The following is a 23,906-nucleotide window of genomic DNA, read 5'->3' on the forward strand; positions in this document are numbered from 1 at the left end:
CGACTGACATTCAACATCAATGTTGACTGCCATGGCCTCATCGCGAGCAAGCTCGCTCCCACAGGGGACGGCGTTGGCTCATGAGCAAGTGTTGTGGTTGACCCAAGGCATCTGTGATGAAATGCGACCCCACTCTCTATCGCGCCGCGCCGCCATCACTCGCCGTGAAACCCCGTCTGATCCGTCACCTGTTCCTGCCGCCGCTGGTCATCGCCCTGATGATCGGGTTGGGCTACATCGGCTTCTGGATCAGCGAACACTACGGGATTCGCAGCCTCAGCGAGAACGGCCAGCGTCAGCTCGAACTGCACGCCCGCGCCGTCGAGAGCGAGATCAGCAAATACACCTACCTCCCCAGCCTGCTAGAACTGGAATCCGGCGTTTCCAAACTGCTAGACGAGCCGTCGCCGGAAACCCGGCAAACGGTCAACGAATACCTTGAAGGCCTGAACCGGCGCAGCCGCAGTCGGGCCATCTACGTGATGGACACCACCGGCCGCGTGCTGGCCACCAGCAACTGGCGCGATGTCGACAGCTATCTCGGCGAAGACCTGTCCTTCCGCGCTTATTTCCAGAACGCCGTGCGCGGTCAGCCGGGGCGTTTCTACGGCATCGGCAGCACCAACGGCGAACCCGGTTATTACCTGGCCCACGGCCTCGAAGAACACGGCAAGATCATTGGCGTCGCGGTGGTCAAAGTCCGCCTCGAAGCCATGGAAGAACGCTGGCAGCGCGCGCGCCTTGAAGCGTTTGTCAGCGACGAAAACGGCATCATCATTCTCTCCAGCGACCCGGCGCGACGCCTCAAATCAGTGGTGCCGCTGAGCGACGAGACCAAGGAAAAACTCGCCCGCAGCCTGCAGTATTACTGGTTCCCGCTCAACGAACTGCAACCGCTGGCCCGCGAAACCCTGGCCGAAGGCGTGGAGAAACTGACCTTCCCGGCCAACAGCGAACTGGCCTCCGACGAACAGGAAATCACCTACCTCGCGCAGACCCGGCCATTGAGCGACACGCCGTGGAATTTCACCCTGCTGACGCCGCTCGCGGATTTGCGCCGCGAAGCGATCAATCAGGGAATTCTGGTGGCGGTGGCGTTTGCCCTGGTGGCGTTTTTGCTGATCGCCTGGAACGAGCGCCGCAAGGTGATCGCCACCCGCCTCGCCGCCCGCGAAGCCTTGCAGGAAGCTAACAATCAATTGGAGCGTCGGATTACCGAACGCACCACCGACCTGCGTGCCAGCAACGATCGGCTCAAGGGCCAGATCCGCGAACGGCGCCAGGCCGAAGAGACCTTGCGCCGCGCTCAGGATGAACTGGTCCAGGCCGGCAAACTTGCGGCCATCGGCCAGATGTCGACCAGCATTGCCCACGAATTGAACCAGCCACTGGCGGCGCTGCGCACCTTGTCCGGCAACACTGTGCGCTTTCTTGAGCGCGGGCAGCTCGACGTCGCCAGCACCAACCTGAAAACCATCAACGAACTGATCGACCGCATGGGCCGGATCACCGCCAGCCTGCGCTCCTTCGCCCGACGTGGCGACGACAAGGGTCAGGCCAGCCTCGGCAAAGCGGTCGAGGCAGCGCTGCAATTGCTCGGCAGCCGGATGGAAAGCGCACACCTGCAATTGCACCGCGACTTCAACGACGTGCAAGTGCAGATCGACCAGACCCGGCTCGAGCAAATCCTCGTCAACCTGATCGGCAATGCGCTCGACGCCATGCAATCGCAACCGCTGCCCGCGCTGTGGCTGGAGGGCGAAGAGCACGATGGCAAATATCGCCTGCGCGTGCGCGACAACGGGCACGGCATCGACGCCGAAGCGCGCAAGCATCTGTTCGAACCGTTTTTCACCACCAAACCCGGCGAGCAAGGCCTGGGCCTCGGCCTGACACTGTCCGCCAGCCTCGCGGCGGCCACCGGCGGCCATTTGGGTGTCGAACACCCGGCCGGCGGTGGTACCACTTTCGTCCTCAGTTTACCGTTGGTAAGCCCCACTCCCGCCGAGCCAATATGAACCACGACCTTAGTGTGCTGATCGTCGAAGACGACCCCCATGTGCTGCTCGGCTGCCAACAGGCGCTGACGCTCGAAGACATTCCCTGCGTCGGCGTCGGCAGCGCCGAAGAAGCCCTGGAGCGAGTCGGCGACAACTTTGCCGGCATCGTCATCAGCGACATTCGCCTGCCGGGCATCGATGGCCTCGAACTGCTGACCCGCCTCAAGGCGCGCGACCGTAGCCTGCCCGTGGTGCTGATTACCGGCCACGGCGACATCTCGATGGCGGTCGGCGCGATGCAAAAAGGCGCCTACGATTTCATGGAGAAACCGTTCTCTCCGGAACGCCTGGTTGACGTCGCGCGCCGCGCCCTGGAGCAACGCAGCCTCGCCCGCGAAGTCTCGTCGCTGCGCCGGCAACTGGCCGAACGCGATTCGCTTGAAGGGCGGATCATCGGCCGCTCGCCGGCCATGCAAAACCTGCGCGAACTGATCGCCAACGTCGCCGACACGTCGGCCAACGTGTTGATCGAAGGTGAAACCGGCACCGGCAAGGAATTGGTCGCGCGTTGCCTGCACGATTTCAGCCGTCGCCACACCCATCAATTCGTCGCGCTGAATTGCGGTGGCCTGCCGGAAAACCTCTTCGAAAGTGAAATCTTCGGCCACGAGGCCAACGCCTTCACCGGCGCCGGCAAACGGCGGATCGGCAAGATCGAACACGCCGACGGCGGCACGCTGTTTCTCGATGAAGTGGAAAGCATGCCGTTGCCGTTGCAGATCAAATTGCTGCGCGTGTTGCAGGAACGCACCCTCGAACGGCTGGGTTCGAACCAGAGCGTCGCGGTGGATTGCCGGGTAATTGCCGCGACCAAATCCGATCTGGATGAGTCGAGCAAAAAAGGTCAATTCCGCAGCGACCTGTATTACCGCCTCAACGTCGTCACCCTGGAATTGCCGCCGCTGCGCGAGCGCCGCGAAGACATCCTGCAACTGTTCGAGCACTTCTTGCAGCAGTCATCGCTGCGCTTCGACCGCGCGGTGCCGGAGCTCGACAACCAGACCGTGTCCAACCTGATGAGCCACGACTGGCCGGGCAACGTCCGGGAACTGCGCAACGTCGCCGAACGGTTTGCCCTCGGCTTGCCGGCCTTCAAGAAGTCCGGCGCGAGTGGCAGCAACCACGGTTTGGCGTTCGCCGAAGCGGTGGAAGCGTTTGAGCGCAACTTGCTCAACGACGCCTTGCAACGCAGCGGCGGCAACCTGACCCAGGCCAGCCTGGAACTCGGCATGGCCAAGACCACGCTGTTCGACAAAGTCAAAAAATACGGGCTGAGCCACTGATGGACCTGATTCTGAAAGCAGCGCTGGGCGCGGCGGTGGTGTTGATCCTCGCTGCGCTGGCGAAGACCAAAAACTATTACATCGCCGGGCTGGTGCCGCTGTTTCCGACCTTCGCCCTGATCGCCCATTACATCGTCGGCAAGGGCCGTTCGCTGGACGATTTGAAGACCACCATTGTCTTCGGCATGTGGTCGATCATCCCGTACTTCATCTACCTCGCGACGTTGTACGTGATGGTCGACCGTTTGCGCCTGGAGGCGTCACTGGCGGTGGCGGCGGTCGCTTGGCTGATCGCCGCCAGCGTGCTGGTCTCGGTGTGGGTGCGGTTGCACAGCTGAGCCAAGCGGCAGCGCACCTCTCAGGTATCGAACAGCGGCGCGAAATACTGCTCGGCGAACGGTTTGCCAATCGGGCCGCGCCAGATCGAATCAACTACCGCGCCGGTGCTGGCCTGTTTTTGTTGCCACTTCAACCCGAGGTTGCGCTGCGCCGGCGTTTTCAGGTGCGCCTTGTCGAAGCGATTGAACTGCGGTTTGCCGGTGTTGAAATGAAAGTGCGCATACCACAAGGGTTCCGGCGGTTCGACGCTCAAGTTCAGCACTTCAAACTCCTGAAGGAAATCCAGTCGCCCATCGGCGCGCCTGCCCTGCTCCACCAGCGTGCCGACCTTGCGGATTTTTATCAGCGGTTGTCCTGCCGGTGCCAACTCGTGCAATTCGTGCAGATAGCCTTCGGTGGGCGTGGTGCTGCTGAGCATTTTTTCGATGCGCAAGTCACGCCCGACCCTGATCAGTTCATCGGCCTTGGTGTGCAGCTGCGCAACAATCGGATCTTGCGCCGCTACCCGGCTGATGCGCCGCGCGCGCAACCGCAGTTCGGCGGCCTCGCTGGTCAGCATGTAATCGAGATCGGCGGGCAGCATGTTTTGCCGCGCGTAGCCGTCGACCTTCCTGCGGTAGTCATCCTGCGCCGCCAGCCGCTGGCGAGCTTCGCGCAATAGCGCCTGACGGTCGATCGGGACATCCGGCTGCAAAGGCTCCGGCGGCATCTGACGCTGATATTTGCCAGCGCTGGCGGGCAGCCAGTGTTCAACGCGGCCATCTTCACCGGTGGTGGTGAAACGGGTCTGGCGCGTCAGCGGGTCGACTTGTTTTTCACCGACCATCAGCCGATTGCCGTCGGTTTCGAAGATTTCCTTGCCGCTGTTGCGCGCATTCGCCGATTGCTTGATGCCGTTCTTGATCCCGTGCCGTGCGTGGTTGCTCATGCGCTTGAGTTGCTCCAGGGTCGGCGCAATCCAGGGCGAATCAAAGTGCTGCGAATAACCCGCCGCCCAGACGATCAAGTCACGGCCAAACTGGTCGTAGACCTCGATGCATTCGCCGAGAATCTGGTTGCGTCGATGCACGTTGGCGATGACTTCCGGCAAGTCGAACTGGCTGTTCAACGCGTCATAAACCTTGGCGCGAGCGCGGGTCATGCGCCGATGCAGGTAGATCCACGACGAATCGAAAACCCGGTCGTAGCGCGTCAGCATCGGCAAATAGTTAAGGCTCTTGAGGTAGTCGCGTTTGCCTTCGGACAAAGCATTGGCGGCCTGTTCCAGCTCTTGCGCAATGTGCGCCTTGTCACCGCGCATGGTGATGCGTTGGCGCCACAGTTCGATCTGCGCCATGTTCTTGTCGATACCATGCAGTTCCTCAATCAATCGGAGGCGCAAGCGCGATGATTGTCCGGCCAGGCGCAGACTGGTGCGAAGATTGCCGGCCGGCAGGTTGAGCATCTGCTCGCTGAGCAAACCGATGTCGGCCAGATAATCCAGGCATCGATCACGGGCCAGATTGCTCCGGTGCAAGTAACGCTCGACCACCACCAGCGCCGATTGGCTCAACAGCTCCAGGGTGTTCTGGCGCCGGTTGCCGTGGCTCACGGCGAGCATTTGGGTCAAGTGGTCATGACGTTGGCGTGCCAGTTCGATGTCATTGGCGCAGCGACGGTCGACCGCATCGAGGGTAGAACGGCGGATTGCCGGGTCAGCCTCGTTGTATTGGCGGATCGCCTGATTGCTGCGTCGGTGTTGCGCATCCAGTTGCAGCGACAGCGCATCAATCGTCCGACCCAGGCGGCGTTGATGTTCCGCCGCGCGATCAGTCAGCCAGCGTGGCAACCAGCGACGAATTGCGGCGGGCCACATCGGCTCTAGCCCATCAGCCAGATGCCCGAGCAGATTGCCGCCACCGGCCAGACCTTCATCGGCCAGCGTGCCGAGCAGCGCAAAACGCGTATCCCACTGCCCCGCCTCGTCCAGCGCAATCGCTTGTTGATAAGTCCGAGCGCGCGTGCCGGACAAACGCATCGTCCGGTCCACCAGTCGCACTTGATAAATCCGCCCCTGACGCAGAATGAAATCCCCCGAGGCATGCCGATAAACGTTGCGATACACGCCGTCGCTGTGCGGTTGCACGCCCTCAAGGGACACCGCGCCCTCGTACTCATAACCGGCAAACTGGTCGAGGCGATGCTTCACTTTGCGCATCGACGAACGCTGCACACCCGCAGTGCCCTTGAGCAACGCCTTGACCTGACGCTGGCGAGTCAAAGCGCGCGCCATGCCCGGACTGGCCGACGCGCCGGGAAGGATGTCCATCGCGGCATCGATCAGCGACAACAACACCGATTCCAGTTGCGTCAGCCCATGCCCCGCTTCGCCGCGCAAAAACGCCGCCGCTGCGAGGTTGGCGCTGTCCCAGGCGTCGTACAGCGCGACGGCGCTGCCGACAAACGGCAGCATGCCCAGGGCCATTTTCAGGTAGTTGAACAGCGCGCCGCCCTGCAAGGCATAACGCTCCAGCGCCAGAGCAAGGTTGGAACGCGAGGTTGCCCGATGCGCTTCGATCAAACGGCCCATGTGCGCGTTGAGCAAATGCGCGGCGAGCGAAGTCGTCGCCGGCCAAGCAGTGCCGGCACCGATCAACGCCGCGAAATTGACCTTGCGCGCCTGATTGATCCGGCTGACGTGGTGGGCACCATCACCCTTCAACGCGAGGCCCGCGAGGTAGTCGACCATCACCGGGCGCAGGCACAGGTTGAACAGCAGTTCGCGGGCCAATTGCAGCGTGGCGCGTTGGTGGAAAAACTGCCCATCGGGGCTGTCCGGCAAGTACAGCAGGGTCGTGCCGCTGCGTTGTTCCTCGATAAATGTCAGGCCTGACAAGCCGGTCGGCCCGTCGTCGGTGTCGGGCCCGCCGACGGTCAGCGTTGCTGGCCGCAGCACGATGCGCTGGCCATTGGCGGCGAACGCCTGAGCATTATTGGCGTCGATGGCGATATTGAGGATTTGCCAGCCATCCTCCTGAATCTGCTGTTGCAGCAGCGCCGAGTCGCCGCGCATTTTCAGCATCTGGCGGAACGGTTCGGTCAGGCATTCGCGACGGTGCTCGTTGGCGAATGCGGTGGCGGCGGTCGACCCCATGAAGGCGCGGTAAATCAGCCCTTCATAGTGACCGGCCAAATCCAGATCGGTGACGAGCTGGCGCAGGTACGGCAAGGTCACGCCCTGCAGCAGAGCTTCGCGCTCAGTAGCCGAATCGGCGATCACCTCGACCTTCATGAAGGTCAGGCGCAACCACAACGGCTGGTCGATATTGCCCGGCGCCAATTGCGCGATCGACAGCGTGCTGCGCTGGCTGCTGGCGGTCAGCACATTGCGTTGTGGTGTGCCCGGCGCGGCACCTTCGACGAGGGTTTTGCGCCAGCTCGTCGAGTCCGGCAGGTCCAGCGTAATGCTGAATGCCTGTGTGAGCGAGAAGTCTTTGCGCAGGCGTTCATCGATGCGCTTGCGGGCGAAATCGTCGCGCTGCGGCAGGTCCCGTTCAAGCAGCGCGTGCGAGGTTTTCATCGCATCGATGAACGCCGTGACCGAGGCTTTGAGGCTGGCGCGCCGGGCCGGTGACGCCTGACTCAACCACTGCGGCAAATGCCCGGCCAAGGCGTGCGTCTGCTGCTGTTCGAGGAGATCCAGATAAGCCTGCTCGCGCGCCTGGTGTACCGGCACGCCGAGGCTGTCGAGGGTTTCCAGCAGGCATTTTTCCAGTTCGACGCGACGCTGCCGCCCATGGGTGGCCAGCGGATTGTCGGTCAACACCCTGGCCACTCGCTGTTCGCAGGCGTACAGCTGATTTTGCAGACTGTATTCAAAGGGATCGCCGAACAGCGGCGACAGTTGCAGCGACCATTCGCTGTCGATGGCCCGGAGTTTGAACACCGCATGTTCCAGCGCCTGCAACGAGGCAAAACGCTGCAAGCCGCCAGTGCTGCCGGGCCAGTAAAGCAACAGCGCGTCGCCGGTGGTTTCAGAGGTAATGACCAGTGGCCCGTCGAGCGTGGTGCTGAGCGTCGGACTGGCTGCAAGGCTCAATCGGGCGACCATCACTGCTTGGCTGCGGTCGGCGCGTTTGGGATTGTCCAGCGCCGCCTGCACCCAGGCCTGCTCGACCTCGCTGATCTGCCGCAACCAACGCTGCACCTCGGCCTCGGCGCGTAACCCGACCAAACGCGCCAGGTGCAACGCGTCGTAATCGGCGTTCGGCCGCTGGCGCAGTTCGAGCAATCGTAATGCCGGGCGGCGGTCGAGCAAGGCTTTGGCCGCCGACCGGGCGTTTTCTTCGGCGCTGTCGAGCGCATCGAAGCAACGTTTGAGCGCTGCGAGCCGGTCCGGTTGCGCCACGCCTTGTTCATCATCGAGCAGGCTTTCGATGGCCAGTCGTTGCTGTTCGATTGCGTTACGCCGATGGCTCAATGACAAATCAGCGTTCAATGAACCGAACAGCGGCACCGCGCGTTCGTCGTCTTCGACCTCAGACATAACGAAATCGCCGGGCGCTGGTGGTGCGGCGAACAGCACTTGAATCTGCCGCTGCTGACTCCACGCTTGTGGCGCTTGCACGCAATGCGCACGCCAACGTGTCAGCGCTTCGAGCAGCGGATCGTCCGGCGGGCTGTCAGTGATGATCGCGGGTGCGATGGAGTGGGTGGAGTGTTGCGACAATTGCTCCAGGCCCAAATGCGCTTGCAACGCGGCCCGCGTATCGAACGCCAGCAGTGCCGGTTGTCGCGCGGGCAAGTACAGCAGCGGGCCGCTGACCGTGGTGATTAGCAGCGCTGCAGCCCATTCCGCGTCTTGCGCAATCTGAGTACCACCCAGTCGCTCGGTAATCAGCGGCGCCGGGAGTTGCGCGGGGGTTGTCAGCGCCTGGACGGATTGCAGTTGCGCGGCACTGAGCTGACCCTGGGCGAAGGTCGTCTGCGCAGCGGCATCAAAATGCCTGCGAAACAGCTCGATCGCGCGCGTCCAGCGTGACACCGCCGTACCTCGTGCGCGCGCGTCCCACCAATCGTCCCAGCGCTGACGCGGCGCGGAATCAGGTGCGTCTGCCATCAGCGCAGCAAATTCATCCCGGCAGTCTTGCCAACGCTGCACAGCGGCGAGAAACAGGCGTTCATCACGCCGAGGCAGGTCGTCGAGGCTATCGAAACGAATGTCGCGAACCGGAGCGTGATCGTGAGGTTGTCTGTCCATCCATGGGCCTGATCGAGTCGTCGGCGAGGCCGATCCTCGCCGCTGTTCGGGCCCATTAGAAGGGGTCGGCGATCACGCCGGGCGGTACATATTTATCGCATTTGAGGAAAATTCGACGACGGTTAGCTGACCGTGCCGCCCTTGGCTTCGCTGATGATCTGGCGAATCGCCCCGACAAACGTTTCGACCGGTTGGCCGCCGGTGACCGCGTATTGCCCGTTGAACACCACAGTCGGCACCGAACTGACGCCGCGCGACAGCCACAGTTGCTCCTCTTCTTTGACTTCCCTGGTGTACTCATCCGAGGCCAGAATCTGCTCGGCGCGCTGACGATCCAACCCGACACTTTCAGCAATCGCCGCCAATTGCGCAGGGTCGGACGGGTTGCCGCCCTCGCTGAAATACGCCTTGAACAGCGCCTCTTTCAGATTGAACTGCAAACCTTCCAGCCCTGCCCAGTAGAGCAAGCGATGCGCGTTGAAGGTGTTGTAGATGCGGCTGTTGGCGTCGGTGCGAAACGCAAAGCCGACCTCGGCGCCACGGGCGCGGATCATTTCGCGATTCTGCTGTGATTGCTCTGGAGTCGAGCCGTACTTTTCAGTGATGTGTTCGGTGATGTTCTGGCCATCGGGGCCCATGTTCGGGTTCAGCTCGAACGGCTGGAAACGGATCTCGGCCTGCACCTCGTCACCGAGCAAATCCAGCGCCTGGGTCAGGCCGTACAGGCCGACCACGCACCACGGGCAGGAGACGTCGCTGACAAAATCGATTTTCAGGGAATTACTCATCGCGTACCTCGCAGGTTCATCGCGCCACAAAACCTGAACCATACACCCGACGACCGCCAGCGCGCACCCGGCCCCTGCCCTCACACCTGACCCGTAGGAGCAGAGCTTGCTCGCGAAAGCGCCGTGTCAGCCAACATCAACGTTGAAGGTGACGGCCTCTTCGCGAGCAAGCTCTGCTCCTACACATAGGATGCGTTACAGGATTTTCGGGGTGGCGGCCGGTTCAATCTGCGCCCAGTGCGAGGTGTCTTCGCGATGGCTTTGCAGATACGGCAACACCGCCGCCAGCAACGGTGCCTTGAACGCTTCCTGAAAACGATGGGCCATCTGCGGAATCAGTTTCAACTGACTGCCGCGAATGTGCGCCGCCAAATGCACGCCGTGCATCACCGGCAACAGCGGATCCGCCGTGCCGTGCACCACCAGTGTCGGCACGCGCAATTGATTGAGCAACGCCACCCGGCTCGGCTCCGCAAGGATTGCCATGATCTGCCGCTTGACGCCTTCGGGGTTGAACGCGCGGTCGTAGGAAGCGGCGGCCTGTTCCAGCAGCATCTGCCGATCATCGGTCACCGCCGGACTGCCCAGCGCTGCGAGCAAATCGGCCTGTTGTTGCAACGCCACTTCACGATTCGGCGCACTGCGCCGCGCCAGCAATTGCACCAGCGCTGCGTTCGGTGCCGGCAAACCTTCGGCGCCGGAACTGGTCATGATCAGCGTCAGGCTCTCGACCCGCTGCGGTGCCATCGCCGCCATGTGCTGGGCGATCATCCCGCCCATGCTCACGCCCAGCACATGGAATTGCTCGACGTGCAACGCGTTCATCAGCGCCAATCCATCATCGGCCATGTCGGTCAACGAGTACGGCGCCGACACCGGCAAACCGAGCTTGTAGCGCAGCACTTCGAAAGTCAGGTTGGCGTTGTCCGGTGCCTGCCGCCACGTCGACAGACCGACGTCGCGATTGTCGTAGCGGATTACCCGAAAACCTTGCTGACACAGCGCAACCACCACCTCATCGGGCCAGTGAATCAGTTGCCCGCCCAGCCCCATCACCAGCAATAACGCCGGATCGGAGGCCCGGCCGATGCTCTGGTAAGCCAGGCTGACCTGGCCCAGATCGACCTGTTCGACAGGAACGTCGACATCACACCGCGAAGACGCGAAAACCGGCAGGCTGAACAACAGCGCCGCCACCCATAAAAATGCACGCATGAAAAACACCGAAACGCAGAACCCCAGTAGAGCGCGAGTCTGATGAAGTTTTTGCCAGCGCGCTGCCACAGTTGCGTGACAGTTTGATGAAAGTCGCCGAGCGGTCGCGGTTGCTGCGCGGCGCTGAGCATCTGGCGGCTTGCAACCGCTGATCGGAAACACTCACCGACCTGTAATTTCTGACAGTAGGCAAGGCGATCCGCAGGGCATTCAATCAGCCACCACTCGTCTTTACGGCCAAGCGCCGCCCGTTGCCGGAGATCCGCCCGTGAGCCCTGAGACAACCGATCTGCCTCTAACCTTGTCTGCCGATCATTACCCTCGCCCGGCGCCGGAAATACCGGGCGCCATCGCCCTGATCGAAGACGCGCAGGTGGGGGTCAATCTGGCGATGCTGCAGACCGGGGCGTTGCAGATTGCCATTGACTCGCAGGCGGTCAAACCGGGCGACAAGCTGCTGGTATTTATCGACGAGCAGCTGGTGCTGGTGTCGTTGGTCGAGCGGCCATGCAACGGCGAGCCCATCGTGCGCAACATCCCGGCGAAGTGCGTGCCGGACGGAATTATCAGCCTGAGCTATCGGGTCAACGTGGAACAGTCGGCGCCGCTCAAAGTGCTGGTCAAAACCGTGTTGCCCGGCGGCGTAGACCCGAAACCGGAGGCGCCCGGGCATTTTCTGCTGACGCCGCCACAACTGACCCCGACCACCCTGGACGGCAGACAGGCTGAAACGGTGCGCATCGCGCCCTACCCCGGCATGCGTCACAACGATGTGGTGATGCTCAAATGTGGCAACTGGACCTTGCCGCATAACGTCACTGCGCACGAGGTCGGCCAGCCGCTGACGTTTACCTTGTCGCCGAAAATGGTGGCCAGCAACGGCGATGGCGCGATTGTCCTGTACTACACAATCAGCGACGCCGTCGGCAACCGCGCGACGGATCACTCACTGGGGCTTGCGGTGATGATTCAGACCGGCAGCGCCACGCCCGTTGCGCCGACGGTGTCCGGCGTCGATCAACAGAACGCGCTGTACCTGAGCCAGTTGGGCAGTCAGACAGTCACCGTCAGTCTGGATACTCGGGCCTTCACGGCCGGCGACCGTTTCACGCTGGTCTGGAGCGGCGTGGACCGCACCGGCGGGATCAAGCTGTTCACCCAAGAGCAAATCCTCGAAGGCCAAACAACGCTGGAATTCAGCGTTGCCAACAACACGATTCAAGAGCTTGCCGGCGGCAGCGCCCGGTTGTTCTTTACTCGCACCGACGCCAAGGGTGGCGAGCAGCAGCTGCCCTCCCGGGAAATACTCATCGTTGGCAATACCCGCCGAGTCAGTGCGGCCGAAGCGTCACCGCAACAGGCGCCAGGCGAGTTCGCGGCGGGTGGAATTCTCGCGGCAGCGGAAAACATCATCCTGCAGATTTTCCCGCCGATCATATTGGGCAGCACCGAACCGGTAGTGGGCGCGCATTGCGGCGTACCACTGCGGATTTACGACGACAACGCGCCCAATGGCGCCCAGGTGATTATTGATCCGGTGATCGGCGCAGCCGCGTTCGATGTGCTTGACCTGCTACTGAATGGCAACATCGTCGACACCGATTTCATCCGGCCCGGCACCGAGAATGACCGGCATCCGATGACGATTCCCAACGGTCGCCTCAACCCCGCAGCGGTGAATATTCTTGAGGTAAGGGTCAACCGTGTCGGCAGTAATACGCAAACATCGCTGCCGCCACTGCAAGTCTTGTACAACGCGATCCGGCCGGGCAACAGAGACCTTGATACCGTGCCCGGCCACTCGGAGCTGCAACTGAAATTGCCGCAGGACATCATCGACAACGGCCTCGACGCCGGGCGTGCCGCGCAAGGTGTGCAGGTGAGCTTTTGCTACCCCTATTGCCGAGCGCACGATGTGATCGAGTTGCGCATGGGCGCCCTGACCGTGCGCTTCACGGTGCTGCCCGGCGAGGCGGCGCAGTTCGGTGGCGCGGCGCCAGTGTGCATCGGGCGCACGTTGACCGCGCAACAGTTCCAGCAGGCCGGCGACAGCCCGCAGTTTGTGTTCGCCTACACCGTGCATGACCAGATCAGCAACGGTGCAGACCCGAGCGACGCGTTCTCTGCCCCAGTGATCATCGACGTCGACCTCGCCGGAATTCGGCGGCCGGCGCCGATCTTTTTTGACCATCCGAACGACACCGACCCGGCGATCATTGACCTGCAACAGCTGGGCAACAACAACCTGATCATGCTGGTCCGCACCTTCGCCCCGCAATTTGCCATCGGCGACAGCATAAAAGCCCTGTACGGCAGCACCTCGGCGGCTGATTTTTTTGTGGAAGGGACGGTGACCGGTCAATTCGGACAGCCCAATCCGCTCGCACTCGAAGTGCCGAACAACCGGGTCGTCTGCGCAGATGTGGTGACCGGGAGCTATACGCAGTCGAGAAACGGCGCAGTGATTGCCCATTCGAAAATCGCCAACGCGCGCGTCGTCGGCCAAGCTTTGCCGGACTTGCCGCCGCCTCGGGTGCTGGTCGCGCCCAACGGCGTGCTCGACCCCAAGGACAATCCGCAAGGGGCGACAGGGCGAGTGGTTGTTGCGGGGTTCACGCCGGGCGATCAGGTGAAGTTGATCGTGCGTGGCAGCGCTGGCAATGGTTCGCCGACGTTCAGTGCATTGCCACTGGACGCTGGCGGACAGGCCGATTTTGCGCTGAACCGGGGATTTATCGCGGCCAATCTGGGGTTGGTGGTCAGGGTTTCCTACGAGTTGATTCGCGGCGCGGCACAGAAGGATTCGCAGGTATTGGAGCTCAGCGTGCTCAACGTCACCGCAGCGCCGACCATTACCTCGGTGACCTCCGGAGGCGGCGTGGTCCCCGACCGTGGCCAGACTTATTACCGCAGCCTGGGCATCACCGGGACCGGGCCGTCGGGGCAATCGGTAGAGGTGCTGATCAACAACGTTCCGATCGGCTTGTTCGCGGTCGACGCCGCCGGTGTATGGACTGTTCCAACGCGCACGTTCACTGCAACCACGCACACCATCACCGTGCGCACCACCGATGGCAGCAACGGATCAGCGACCCGCATCGCCACTGTCCTGGAAGGTCTGGCGCTGCATGTAGCGCAGTTCTCCGCACAGAATTGGGCGGGATGGACGTGGGGCGGGGCCGGCCGGCAGGATGATTTTTCCTGGATTGCGCACCCAGGACAAAATTACTACCACCTGCACAATCAGACTTTCACCAATAATTCGAGCGGCACGGTACTGCAAAGGATATTCAGTGACCTGACCCCGGGCGCGACTTACCTGCTTTCCTCAGGGGTTTTCCGTTCGAATACGCCCTACGTTCACCCCCGGCTGCAATTGGGCACCAGTGCCGGGCACCGATCGCCGGTGTACACGCTTTCGGTGGTCCATCAAGTCGTCTCGATGCAGTTGTCTTTCGTCGCCAGCACTTCCGAGATGACCCTCTACTACATCAACCATGAGCCCTCCGGAACCGGCAACGACTGGGACACCTCGCACATACAGCTGCAAAGAATGAGCCTGTAGAGAACCGCCAGTGGCGCGCACCTGCTGGCGAATGCGGCGTTACGCCAACTGACTGCGCAACTGCCGCGCCGCAGCGACCATGTTCACCAACGCCGCTTCAGTCTCTGGCCAGGCGCGGGTTTTCAGACCGCAATCGGGGTTGACCCACAAACGCTCGGCAGGAATGCGCTGCACCGCTTTGCTCATCAACTTGACCATCTCAGCCGTGTCCGGCACCCGTGGCGAGTGAATGTCGTAGACGCCCGGGCCGATGTCGTTGGGGTAGTCGAACGCGTTGAAAGCCTCAAGCAGTTCCATGTCCGAGCGCGAGGTTTCGATGGTGATCACGTCGGCGTCCATGGCCGCGATGGCTTCAATGACGTCGTTGAATTCGCTGTAGCACATGTGCGTGTGGATCTGCGTTTCGTCGCGCACACCGGATGCCGTGAGGCGGAAGGCTTGCACCGCCCAATCAAGGTATTCCTGCCATTGCGCCCGGCGCAGCGGCAGGCCTTCGCGGAACGCCGCTTCGTCGATCTGCACGATTTTGATCCCGGCAGTTTCGAGGTCGACCACTTCGTCACGCAGGGCCAGCGCCAACTGCTGCGCCTGGACTTTGCGCGAAACGTCTTCACGCGGGAACGACCACATCAGCATGGTCACCGGCCCGGTCAGCATGCCCTTCATGACCTTGTCGGTCAGGCTCTGCGCGTAGCTGATCCAGTCGACCGTGATCGCCTTCGGGCGGCTCAGGTCGCCGTAGATGATTGCCGGTTTCACACAGCGCGAACCGTAGCTCTGCACCCAACCGAAACGCGTGAACAAGTAGCCGTCGAGTTGCTCGGCGAAGTACTCGACCATGTCATTGCGCTCGGCCTCACCGTGCACCAGCACGTCCAGCCCCAGGCGTTCCTGAATTTGCACGGCGTGGCGGATTTCGCTGTGCATGGCGTCGGTGTAATCGTTGGCCGACAGCTTGCCTTGCTTGAACGCTTGACGCGCCAAACGGATCGAAGCGGTTTGCGGGAACGAGCCAATCGTGGTGGTCGGGAACGCCGGCAGTTTCAGGCGTGCACGTTGTTGCTCGATGCGTTGCGCAAACGGTGAAACACGCTGACTGTCGCTGGCGCCAATCGCGGAGAGTCGCGCCTGCACCTCGGCTTTGTGAATGCGCGGCGATTGCGCACGGTTGGCCTGGATCGCGCGGCTTGCGGCCAACGCAGCTTGGACTTTCGGCGCTTGCGGATCATTGAGGGCATCGCGCAGCACGGCGATTTCTCCGCACTTCTGCACGGCGAAGGCCAGCCACGATTTCAGCTCCGGGTCGAGTTTGTCTTCACGCTCCAGGTCCACCGGGCTGTGCAGCAACGAGCAGGAACTGCTGACCCACAGGTTGTCGCCAAAACGCTCTTGCGCCGGTTGCAGTTGCGCCAGCACTTGCTCCAGTTCGCAACGCCAGACATTGCGCCCGTTGACCAGGCCCACCGAGAGAATCTTGTAGGTCGGCAGGCGATCGAGCACTTGGCCGAGTTGGTCCGGCGCACGCACCGCGTCGATGTGCAGACCTTGCACCGGCAGGCTGACCGCGAGGCCGAGGTTGTCTTCGAGGCCGCTGAAGTAGGTCGCGACGAGTTTTTTCAGCGGCGAATACTGGAGGATGTGGTAAGCGCGTTCGAAGGCGTTTTTCCACGCTTGCGGCAGGTCGAGGGTGAGGATCGGCTCGTCGATCTGCACCCATTCCACGCCTTGTTCGGCGAGGCGACCGAGGATTTCGTTGTACACCGGCAGCAGACGTTCGAGCAGTTCGAGCTTGTCGAAGTCGTGGTCGTCGCCGCTGGATTTGACCTTGCCCAGCCACAGGTAAGTCAGCGGGCCGATGATCACTGGTTTGACGTTGTGGCCCAGCGCCCTGGCTTCTTCGACTTCATCAAACAGCTGTTCCCAGCTCAGTTTGAATTGTTGCTCCGCGCTGAATTCCGGGACCAGGTAGTGGTAGTTGGTGTCGAACCACTTGGTCAATTCCTGAGCGTATTGCGCTTTGTTGTGTCCACCGCCGCAGCACGAAGTGGTCGCGCCGCGCGCCATCGCAAACAACGTGTCGAGGGTCGGCTGGCGCTTGTCATCGAGGGTGCTGTCGAAACGCTGCGGCACCACGCCGAAGGCCAGCGAATGGCTGAGCACCTGGTCGTACCAGGCGAAATCGCCGACCGGCAGCAAATCAATCCCGGCGTCTTTCTGCAATTGCCAATGGGTGGCGCGCAATTGGCGGCCAACGCTCTTCAATGCGTCCTGATCGAGATCGCCCTTCCAATACGATTCGAGGGCTTTTTTCAGTTCGCGATCAGCGCCGATGCGTGGAAAACCAAGTGTGTGAGCCAGAGCCATGGTGGGTTTCTCCCTTCAAATGATGTTGTAAAACATGGCCCTATTGTCGACAGGCAAGCCAACATGAGACAAACTCAACCTTTTCGTGTTGATCACAAGTTTTCCTCATGGAGCCCCCGGTGCTTGAAATCCGTCACCTGAAAACCCTGCATGCCTTGCGCGAGGCCGACAGCCTCGTCGATGCCGCCGACCGCCTGCACCTGACGCAGTCCGCTTTGTCCCACCAGTTCAAGGAGCTGGAAGAACGCATGGGCATGCCGTTGTTCGTGCGCAAGACCAAACCGGTGCGGTTCACCAGCGCCGGTTTGCGTTTGCTGCAACTGGCCGACGCAACCCTGCCGCTACTGCGTGGCGCCGAACGCGACATCGCCCGACTGGCCGGCGGCACTGCTGGGCGCCTGCACATGGCCATCGAGTGTCACAGCTGTTTTCAGTGGCTGATGCCGACCATCGACCAGTTCCGCGATGCCTGGCCGGAAGTCGAACTCGACCTCGCTTCGGGGTTTTCCTTTGCGCCGCTGCCGGCGCTGGCCCGCGGTGATCTGGACCTGGTGGTGACGTCCGATCCGCTGGAACTGGCGGGCATCACCTATGTGCCGTTGTTCACGTATGAAGCGATGGTCGCGGTGGCCAACCAGCATCGTTTGGCGAACAAGGCGTACATCGTCCCGGAAGATTTGCGCAGCGAAACCCTGATCACTTACCCGGTCGAGCGCGATCGCCTGGACATCTTCACGCGGTTCCTCGAACCGGCCGACGTTGAGCCGGCGTTGGTGCGCACCTCGGAACTGACAGTGATGATGATGCAACTTGTCGCCAGCGGTCGCGGCGTGTGTGGCATGCCGCATTGGGCGCTGCATGAATACAGCTCACGCGGTTATGTGAAGGGCAAACGACTGGGCGAGAAAGGTTTGTTTGCGACGCTGTACGCGGGGATTCGCGCCGACATGCTCGACGCGCCGTACATGCGCGACTTCCTGCTGACGGCCAAAGACACCTCGTTCTCGACGTTGGATGGCGTCAGCGCTGTGCGTTGATGGAACGATCCGCGGCGACTGAACTTGTGGGAGCAAGGCTTGCCCGCGAAGGCGTGTTCAAGGCTGGCAAAAGCTTCGCGGGCAAGCCTCGCTCCTACAGGGTTGGGTCGTTTTGGAGGGTTGGAGCGGTCTGGAGGGTTGCGGCGGTCTGGATTTCGCGCCACATGTGGATTTTGTCGAAGTAGCCTTCGCCGACGCGCACCGCCAGTGGTTCGAGGCCGTACTGGATGAAGCCGCAGCGCTGATAGAGCTTGAATGCGGCGTCATTGCCGGCCGTCACCGTCAGCTGCACCACGCGCAAACCCGCGTGGTTTTGCGCCTCGGCCAGCGCCGCTTGCACCAGCTCGAACCCCACGCCGCGCTGGCGAACCTTGCCCGACACGTACATGCCAAACAAGGTTGCCTTGTGCCGAGCTTTTTCCCGAGGTTCTAACGCCAACCCGACGATCCCCGCCAACTGCCCGTCCTCAAACGCGCCAAACAGCAGGTCGAGTTTGCTGGTCAAGCGTGCTTCCCACCAACTCAGCGGCATCACCGCGCGTTCGCGCACGCTGGAAGTGAACGCCTGCGGATGCAAGTCATAGGCTTCGAGCATCAGCGCTCGGTAGTCCAAAGCATGGCTGGCATTCAGGCGTTCAATCCACATGTTCAGGCCGCCTTGCGTTGTTCAAGCATCAGCCGCAGCGCCAGCGCCGCCAAGACAAAACCCATGAAATAACGCTGCGCCGCCAGCCATGTCGGGTTGTTGACGAACCACGAGGCAATCCCCGCAGCGAAGATCGCGATCAACAGATTGACGCAGAAACTCACGCTGATCTGCGTCAGGCCGAGGATGATGCTTTGGCTGAACAGCGAGCCGTGTTCCGGCGAGATGAACTGCGGGAACACCGACAGATAAAACACCGCAATCTTCGGGTTCAGCGCGCTGGTGAGAAACCCCATGGTGATCAGTTTGCGCGACGAATCCGCCGGCAACTGCTGGGCCTCGAACGGCGAGCGAGCGCCCGGTTTCACCGCTTGCCAAGCCAGCCACAACAGGTACACGGCGCCGGCCCATTTCAGCACTTCATAGGCCATCGGCACCGCGAGAAACACCGCAGTCAAACCCGCTGCAGCGGCAAACAGATGCACGAAAAATCCCGCGACCACACCGAGCAATGACGTTATGCCTGCCTTGCGTCCCTGACAGATCGAACGCGAGATCAGATAGATCATGTTCGGCCCCGGCGTCAGCACCATGAGCAACGCGGCGGCGGCGAAAATCAGCAAGTCCTGAAGCGGGATCATTGGGCGGCCTTCGGTTTTGTAGTGATCAGGCGGTTGTCTGCAACGAGGCTCGATAAAACGGCAGGATCACGTCACGTGTCAATGGCGCCAACGGCAGATCGGCGTCGCTGATCGGGTCGATCCATTGCACTTCTTCGATTTCGGCTGCGGGGCTGACGCTGGCATCGATGGTCAGCAAGAACAGTTCGGCTTCGACGATAAAACCCGGTTCGTTCACGGCGGGCGCCGAGAACTGGCCGAGGTAGGTGGCGTGCGCCGGGTCAATGCGCAGATCGAGTTCCTCTTCGAGTTCGCGGGCCAGGGCGTTGACCGGTTGTTCATGCGATTCGATTTTGCCGCCCGGCTGCATGAACGCGACGGTGCCGCGTTTGCGCACCAGCAATGTGCGGCCAGTTGGGTCAATGAGCAGCGCGGCGGCGATGCGGATGATGCGGGGGATGGTGGACATTGGTCAGGGTCGGTCTGAATTGAAAGGCCGACAGAATACCCTGTAGGAGCCAGGCTTGCCGGCGAAGGCGTCTTTGAAATTGCCTTCGCGGGCAAGCCTCGTTCCTACAAAGAGCTGCGGTGTTCGGCAGCCTGCATTCAGGAGTCGGCCCGCTCCAGTTGCGCTGCGGCTTCTTCGGGGATTTTCACGAACACGCTGTACTTGGCGCCTTCCATGGTTTCGAAGGCAATCAGCTTGTCCACCAGCGGCGCGTTCAAGACCTTGCCGGCATTGAGCAGCAACATGCCGTTGTCGGCGTTCAGATTGCGCGCCAGCAGCATGCCCGGCGCCAGGTCGCGGGTGGTCAGGACCTTGACCGATGGGTCGGCCAGCGTCACGTCGCTGAGGTACGCGGCGCAGACCTGAATGAAATCCTCGACCAGATCCGGGTCGTAAAGCCGCCCGGCGTAATTGCGGATGTACACCAGCGCTTCGTCGCTGTTCATCTGCCGTTCGAGGATCAAGCCGCGCTGCAATTCGATGAAATCCACCGCCAGTTTCAGCAACCGCGCGCCCAGCGGAATCGCCTCCCCCTTGAGCCGATCCGGGAAACCGTTGCCGTCCCAGCGCTCCTGATGGTGCAGGATCAGCCGCGCGGCATCCTTCATCGGGTCGAGGGTCATCAGCAGCGATTCGCTTTGCTTGGGGTACTCGCGATAACGGTCGCGATCCAAGTGATGGAGCATGTCTGACGGCGTGGTCATCATGCTGTCGGTCCAGCTCAATTTGCCGATGTTATAGAGCGCGGCGGCCATGGTCAGGTCGCGGCTGGTGCCCTCGTCCAGACCGTGGAGTTTGCAGTACACGCGCACCAGTTCGATGATCTGCCGGTTGGTCTGCTTGGCTGGCGGCAGGCGCAGGTTGGCCAGCAACGAGAACACTTCGGTGCCGGTGACGTAGCTGTGCTTGAGCTCTTCGTAGGCCAGATCGAGCATGTCGGCGGTCTGTTGCAGCTCGGCGGTGCGCGCCGCGACGTGTTTTTCCAGAGTCGAGTTGAGGGTCTTGAGTTGCTCGTTCTGCTGTCGCGTGAGTTGCACCAACCGCTGGCGTTCACGCTCGGAATGCTGATGCTGCAAGGCCTGGCGCAAGGTCAGGAGCATCTCGTCGTCGTTCCACGGCTTGCTGATGTAGCGATGAACCTGCCCGTCATTGATCGCCTTGATGATCGTCGGCAAATCAGCGTAACCGGTCAGCAGAATGCGCGTGGTGCTCGGGTAGAGATCGTGGATATGCGCCAGCAACGTCGCGCCATCCATGTTCGGCATGCGCGCATCGGTCATCACCAGATCGATGCGCCGCTGCGCCATGATTTCCAGCGCTTGCGCACCGCCGCTGGCCAACAGCACGTCAAAGGGTTGGCCGCGCAGCAGACGACGCAGACTGTTGAGGATTGATTCCTCGTCATCGACCAGCAACACCGTGGGTCTATCGGTCAAAGTCGTCGGGAGTAGCTCTTCCATGGCGTTACCTCGAGTGAAACGGGTGGATCGTTGAGCCAGGCCGGCGACAAAAATCCACTCTTGCCGGAGCCTGACCTACAGGCTAGATGATATTCGCCCGCAGCCGGCAACTGATTCAGCCCCGCGCCCGAGCGAACTCCAGCCAAGGCGACTATGCTCACCCCACTCGGACCACATTCTGTAACCGCTCGGCCAGGTGATCAGGGAAAGGATGCCCCTATGAACAGACCGTTTCGAACTGCAGTCGGCCCAGGCGCAACCCAATGAATGCGCTACCTGCAACCGTCAACCGGCGCATCCTGATCGTCGATGACGCGGCTTCGATTCACGCCGATTACGCGAAAATCCTCGGTCCGCAGTCGAATGACGACGACGATCTGGACAGCACCGAACGCGCACTTTTCGGATCGACGGCAGCCGCCACCGCACAAAGCTTCCTCCTCGATTCGGCGTTTCAAGGCCTCGAAGCGCTGAGCAAAGTCGAAACCGCGCTCGCCAACGACCTGCCCTACGCCCTCGCGTTCATCGACATGCGCATGCCGCCGGGCTGGGACGGCCTGCTGACCATCGAACGCCTGTGGCAAGTCGATCCCAAGCTGCAAGTGGTGCTGTGCACCGCGTATTCCGATTATTCCTGGGAAGATATCGACGCGCGGCTGGCGTTTGGCGACCGCTTGCTGATCCTGAAAAAACCCTTCGACGCCATTGAAATCCGCCAGATGGCCAATGCGCTTACGACCAAATGGAAAATCAGCGCGGACGCTGCGCTGAAGATCGCGTTGCTCGAACAAGCGGTCAAAGCGAATGATCCGCAACCAGCAGAATTACCCGCTGCACAGGGTTCGGACGCTCCGCCGCCTCTCACGGAGGACAACCGATGAAGACGCCTTTCGTGCGGACCAACCGGCGCATCCTGATCATCGATGACACGCCGTCGATTCATCTGGATTTCCGCAAAATCCTCGATCCCGACGCGCACGTCGAACAGAGCCTGGCCGGCACCGAAGAAGCGTTGTTCGGCATCACGCAACCGGAGCGGCTGACCTTTCAGCTCGACTCTGCCTATCAGGGCGAAGAAGCCCTGCAACTGGTCAAACGTGCGCGCGCCGAAGGCCGGCCGTATGCGCTGGCGTTCATCGACATGCGCATGCCGCCGGGTTGGGACGGCCTGGAAACCATCGAGCAACTGTGGAAAGTCGATTGCAACCTGCAAATCGCCCTGTGCACCGCGTATTCCGATTACAGCTGGGAGGCAATGGCCGAACGCCTGGAATTCGGCGATCAGTTGCTGGTGCTGAAAAAGCCGTTCGACAGCCTGGAAATCCGCCAGATGGCCAGCGCCCTGACCTGGAAATGGCAGATGGCGCAGGACGCGGCGATGAAAGTCCTGAGCCTGGAACAAACCATCGAGGCGCGCGTGCATGAACTGCTAAAGGTCTCGCATTTGTTGCAGTACGACGTGCTCACCGAATTGCCCAACAGCACGTTGCTCGGTGATCGACTGAACCAGTCGCTGGCACTGTCGCGGCGCCATGACAAACAACTGGCGGTGATGTTTCTCGGGCTCGACCGCTTCAAGCGCATCAACAATGCGCTGGGCCATCCGGCCGGTGACGAGATGCTCAAGCGGGTCGGGCAAAACCTCGTGGCGACGGTACGCGAATCCGATTCAGTGTTTCGCTACGGCTCCGACGAGTTCGTGGTGATCCTCGCCGACATTCGTCATCCGCAGCAGACCAAAGGCATCGCCGAAAAACTCTTGAGCGCGATCCGCGCGCCGCAGCACATCGCCGGCCACGACTTGAGCGTGACCGCCAGTCTGGGCATCAGCATTTACCCGGATGACGGCCTCGACGCCATTGCGCTGATCAAGAAAGCCGAAACCGCGATGCGCAGCGTCAAGGAAAACGGCCCGAACGATTTCAGCTTCTTTATCGACGAAATGAATCAACTGGCGCGCGAACAGCAAAGCATCGAGTCGGGCATTCGTCTGGCGCTGGAGCGCAACGAATTTGTCTTGCATTACCAACCGAAAATGGACTTGAGCACTGGCCAGGTGGTTGGCGCCGAAGCGCTGATCCGCTGGAAAAAACCGGGGCAAGGCTGGGTCTATCCGTCGGACTTTATCGCCGTCGCCGAGGACAGCGGGCTGATTGTGCCGCTGACCAAATGGGTGATGGCGCAGGCCTGTCGTCAGGCGTGCCTGTGGCAAGCCGCCGGGTTGCCGGAAATCTGCATTTCGGTGAACGTTTCGGCCATCGATTTTCGCCAGCGCGACTTTGTCGACAGCATCGAATTGATCCTCAAGCAGACCGGCATGCAGCCCACTTTGCTCGAACTGGAAATCACCGAAGGCGTGCTGATGCAGAACGTCGACGCCACGGTCACTGCGCTGAACCGCATCAAAGCGCTCGGCGTGCGGCTGGCCATCGACGATTTCGGCACCGGTTATTCGAGCCTGAGTTACCTGCGCCGGTTTCCCATCGACGTGTTGAAAATCGACCAGTCATTCATTCGCGGCTTGAACCGTGACAGCAGCGATGCGGCGCTGGTCAGCGCGATCATCAGCCTGGGCAAAAGCCTCAATCTGACGGTGATAGCCGAGGGTATCGAAACCCTCGAACAACTGGATTTCCTCAAGTCCCATCATTGCGAAGAAGGCCAGGGTTATTACTTCTGCAAAGCCGTGGCGCCGGATGCTTTTGCGCATTACCTGATGCTGGTGAAACCGCTGCCCTCAGCCCAGACATGAGCGACACGCTGCGCCACCGCCAAGGAATTA

At 61.4% G+C, this 23,906-nt stretch carries 14 protein-coding genes and 1 pseudogene; 7 read left to right on the forward strand and 8 right to left on the reverse strand.

The window, feature by feature from the left end; genetic code table 11:
• The first annotated feature begins 116 nt into the window (after nucleotides 1-116).
• The 3 genes from FBY12_RS21760 to FBY12_RS21770 are packed head-to-tail and all read left to right on the forward strand — an operon-like array spanning nucleotide 117 to nucleotide 3,681.
• A complete protein-coding gene (locus FBY12_RS21760; RefSeq protein ID WP_145255808.1) occupies nucleotides 117-2,018 on the forward strand; it encodes a sensor histidine kinase in 1,902 nt (633 codons plus the stop codon).
• Nucleotides 2,015-3,343 (forward strand): sigma-54 dependent transcriptional regulator, encoded by a 1,329-nt coding sequence (locus FBY12_RS21765; protein ID WP_101207820.1) that lies wholly within the window; start codon nucleotides 2,015-2,017, stop codon nucleotides 3,341-3,343. The genes FBY12_RS21760 and FBY12_RS21765 overlap by 4 nt, the downstream gene beginning before the upstream one ends.
• 8 nt (nucleotides 3,344-3,351) lie before the next feature.
• Complete coding sequence (locus FBY12_RS21770) at nucleotides 3,352-3,681, forward strand: GlpM family protein (RefSeq protein ID WP_178111796.1); 330 nt, start codon at nucleotides 3,352-3,354, stop codon at nucleotides 3,679-3,681.
• Nucleotides 3,682-3,701: 20 nt separating this feature from the next.
• On the opposite strand, the gene FBY12_RS21775 is transcribed toward FBY12_RS21770, so the two are convergent.
• The 3 genes from FBY12_RS21775 to FBY12_RS21785 all read right to left on the reverse strand — a co-directional run bounded on the left by FBY12_RS21775 (nucleotide 3,702) and on the right by FBY12_RS21785 (nucleotide 10,924).
• A complete protein-coding gene (locus FBY12_RS21775) occupies nucleotides 3,702-8,921 on the reverse strand; it encodes a dermonecrotic toxin domain-containing protein (protein ID WP_145255811.1) in 5,220 nt (1,739 codons plus the stop codon).
• Nucleotides 8,922-9,043: 122 nt separating this feature from the next.
• The gene (locus FBY12_RS21780; RefSeq protein WP_121733922.1) at nucleotides 9,044-9,709 is read right to left on the reverse strand and encodes a DsbA family oxidoreductase; all 666 of its coding nucleotides are present in this window, start codon (nucleotides 9,707-9,709) and stop codon (nucleotides 9,044-9,046) included.
• Nucleotides 9,710-9,904: 195 nt separating this feature from the next.
• A complete protein-coding gene (locus tag FBY12_RS21785; RefSeq protein ID WP_145255814.1) occupies nucleotides 9,905-10,924 on the reverse strand; it encodes an alpha/beta fold hydrolase in 1,020 nt (339 codons plus the stop codon).
• Between the two features lie 268 nt (nucleotides 10,925-11,192).
• Here FBY12_RS21785 and FBY12_RS21790 point away from each other — a divergent pair, with 268 nt between their 5' ends.
• A complete protein-coding gene (locus FBY12_RS21790) occupies nucleotides 11,193-14,489 on the forward strand; it encodes a hypothetical protein (protein ID WP_145255816.1) in 3,297 nt (1,098 codons plus the stop codon).
• A gap of 39 nt (nucleotides 14,490-14,528) precedes the next feature.
• Here FBY12_RS21790 and metE read toward each other — a convergent pair whose 3' ends face one another.
• Complete coding sequence (gene metE, locus FBY12_RS21795) at nucleotides 14,529-16,853, reverse strand: 5-methyltetrahydropteroyltriglutamate--homocysteine S-methyltransferase (protein WP_145255819.1); 2,325 nt, start codon at nucleotides 16,851-16,853, stop codon at nucleotides 14,529-14,531.
• Between the two features lie 119 nt (nucleotides 16,854-16,972).
• On the opposite strand from metE, the gene metR reads away from it, so the two are divergent.
• Complete coding sequence (gene metR / locus FBY12_RS21800) at nucleotides 16,973-17,890, forward strand: transcriptional regulator MetR (RefSeq protein WP_092278575.1); 918 nt, start codon at nucleotides 16,973-16,975, stop codon at nucleotides 17,888-17,890.
• Nucleotides 17,891-17,984: 94 nt separating this feature from the next.
• On the opposite strand, the gene FBY12_RS21805 is transcribed toward metR, so the two are convergent.
• The 4 genes from FBY12_RS21805 to FBY12_RS21820 all read right to left on the reverse strand — a co-directional run bounded on the left by FBY12_RS21805 (nucleotide 17,985) and on the right by FBY12_RS21820 (nucleotide 21,124).
• Nucleotides 17,985-18,536 carry a GNAT family N-acetyltransferase gene (locus FBY12_RS21805; protein WP_145255822.1) on the reverse strand — a complete coding sequence of 184 codons (552 nt, stop codon included), beginning with the start codon at nucleotides 18,534-18,536 and terminating at the stop codon, nucleotides 17,985-17,987.
• Nucleotides 18,537-18,538: 2 nt separating this feature from the next.
• Complete coding sequence (locus FBY12_RS21810) at nucleotides 18,539-19,177, reverse strand: LysE family translocator (RefSeq protein WP_145255824.1); 639 nt, start codon at nucleotides 19,175-19,177, stop codon at nucleotides 18,539-18,541.
• Between the two features lie 25 nt (nucleotides 19,178-19,202).
• A complete protein-coding gene (locus FBY12_RS21815; protein ID WP_145255827.1) occupies nucleotides 19,203-19,625 on the reverse strand; it encodes an NUDIX domain-containing protein in 423 nt (140 codons plus the stop codon).
• Between the two features lie 137 nt (nucleotides 19,626-19,762).
• Complete coding sequence (locus FBY12_RS21820) at nucleotides 19,763-21,124, reverse strand: HD domain-containing phosphohydrolase (RefSeq protein ID WP_145255830.1); 1,362 nt, start codon at nucleotides 21,122-21,124, stop codon at nucleotides 19,763-19,765.
• A gap of 263 nt (nucleotides 21,125-21,387) precedes the next feature.
• Here FBY12_RS21820 and FBY12_RS21825 point away from each other — a divergent pair.
• Together FBY12_RS21825 and FBY12_RS21830 are read left to right on the forward strand one after the other, a co-directional pair.
• Nucleotides 21,388-21,924 (forward strand): annotated as a pseudogene (locus tag FBY12_RS21825) (response regulator transcription factor); the annotation flags it as partial.
• 77 nt (nucleotides 21,925-22,001) lie between these two features.
• Nucleotides 22,002-23,876 (forward strand): bifunctional diguanylate cyclase/phosphodiesterase, encoded by a 1,875-nt coding sequence (locus tag FBY12_RS21830; RefSeq protein ID WP_145255833.1) that lies wholly within the window; start codon nucleotides 22,002-22,004, stop codon nucleotides 23,874-23,876.
• Nucleotides 23,877-23,906 lie beyond the last annotated feature (30 nt).

The sequence above is a fragment of the Pseudomonas sp. SJZ131 genome (genome assembly GCF_007828705.1).
Classification (GTDB): Bacteria; Pseudomonadota; Gammaproteobacteria; order Pseudomonadales; family Pseudomonadaceae; genus Aquipseudomonas; species Aquipseudomonas prosekii.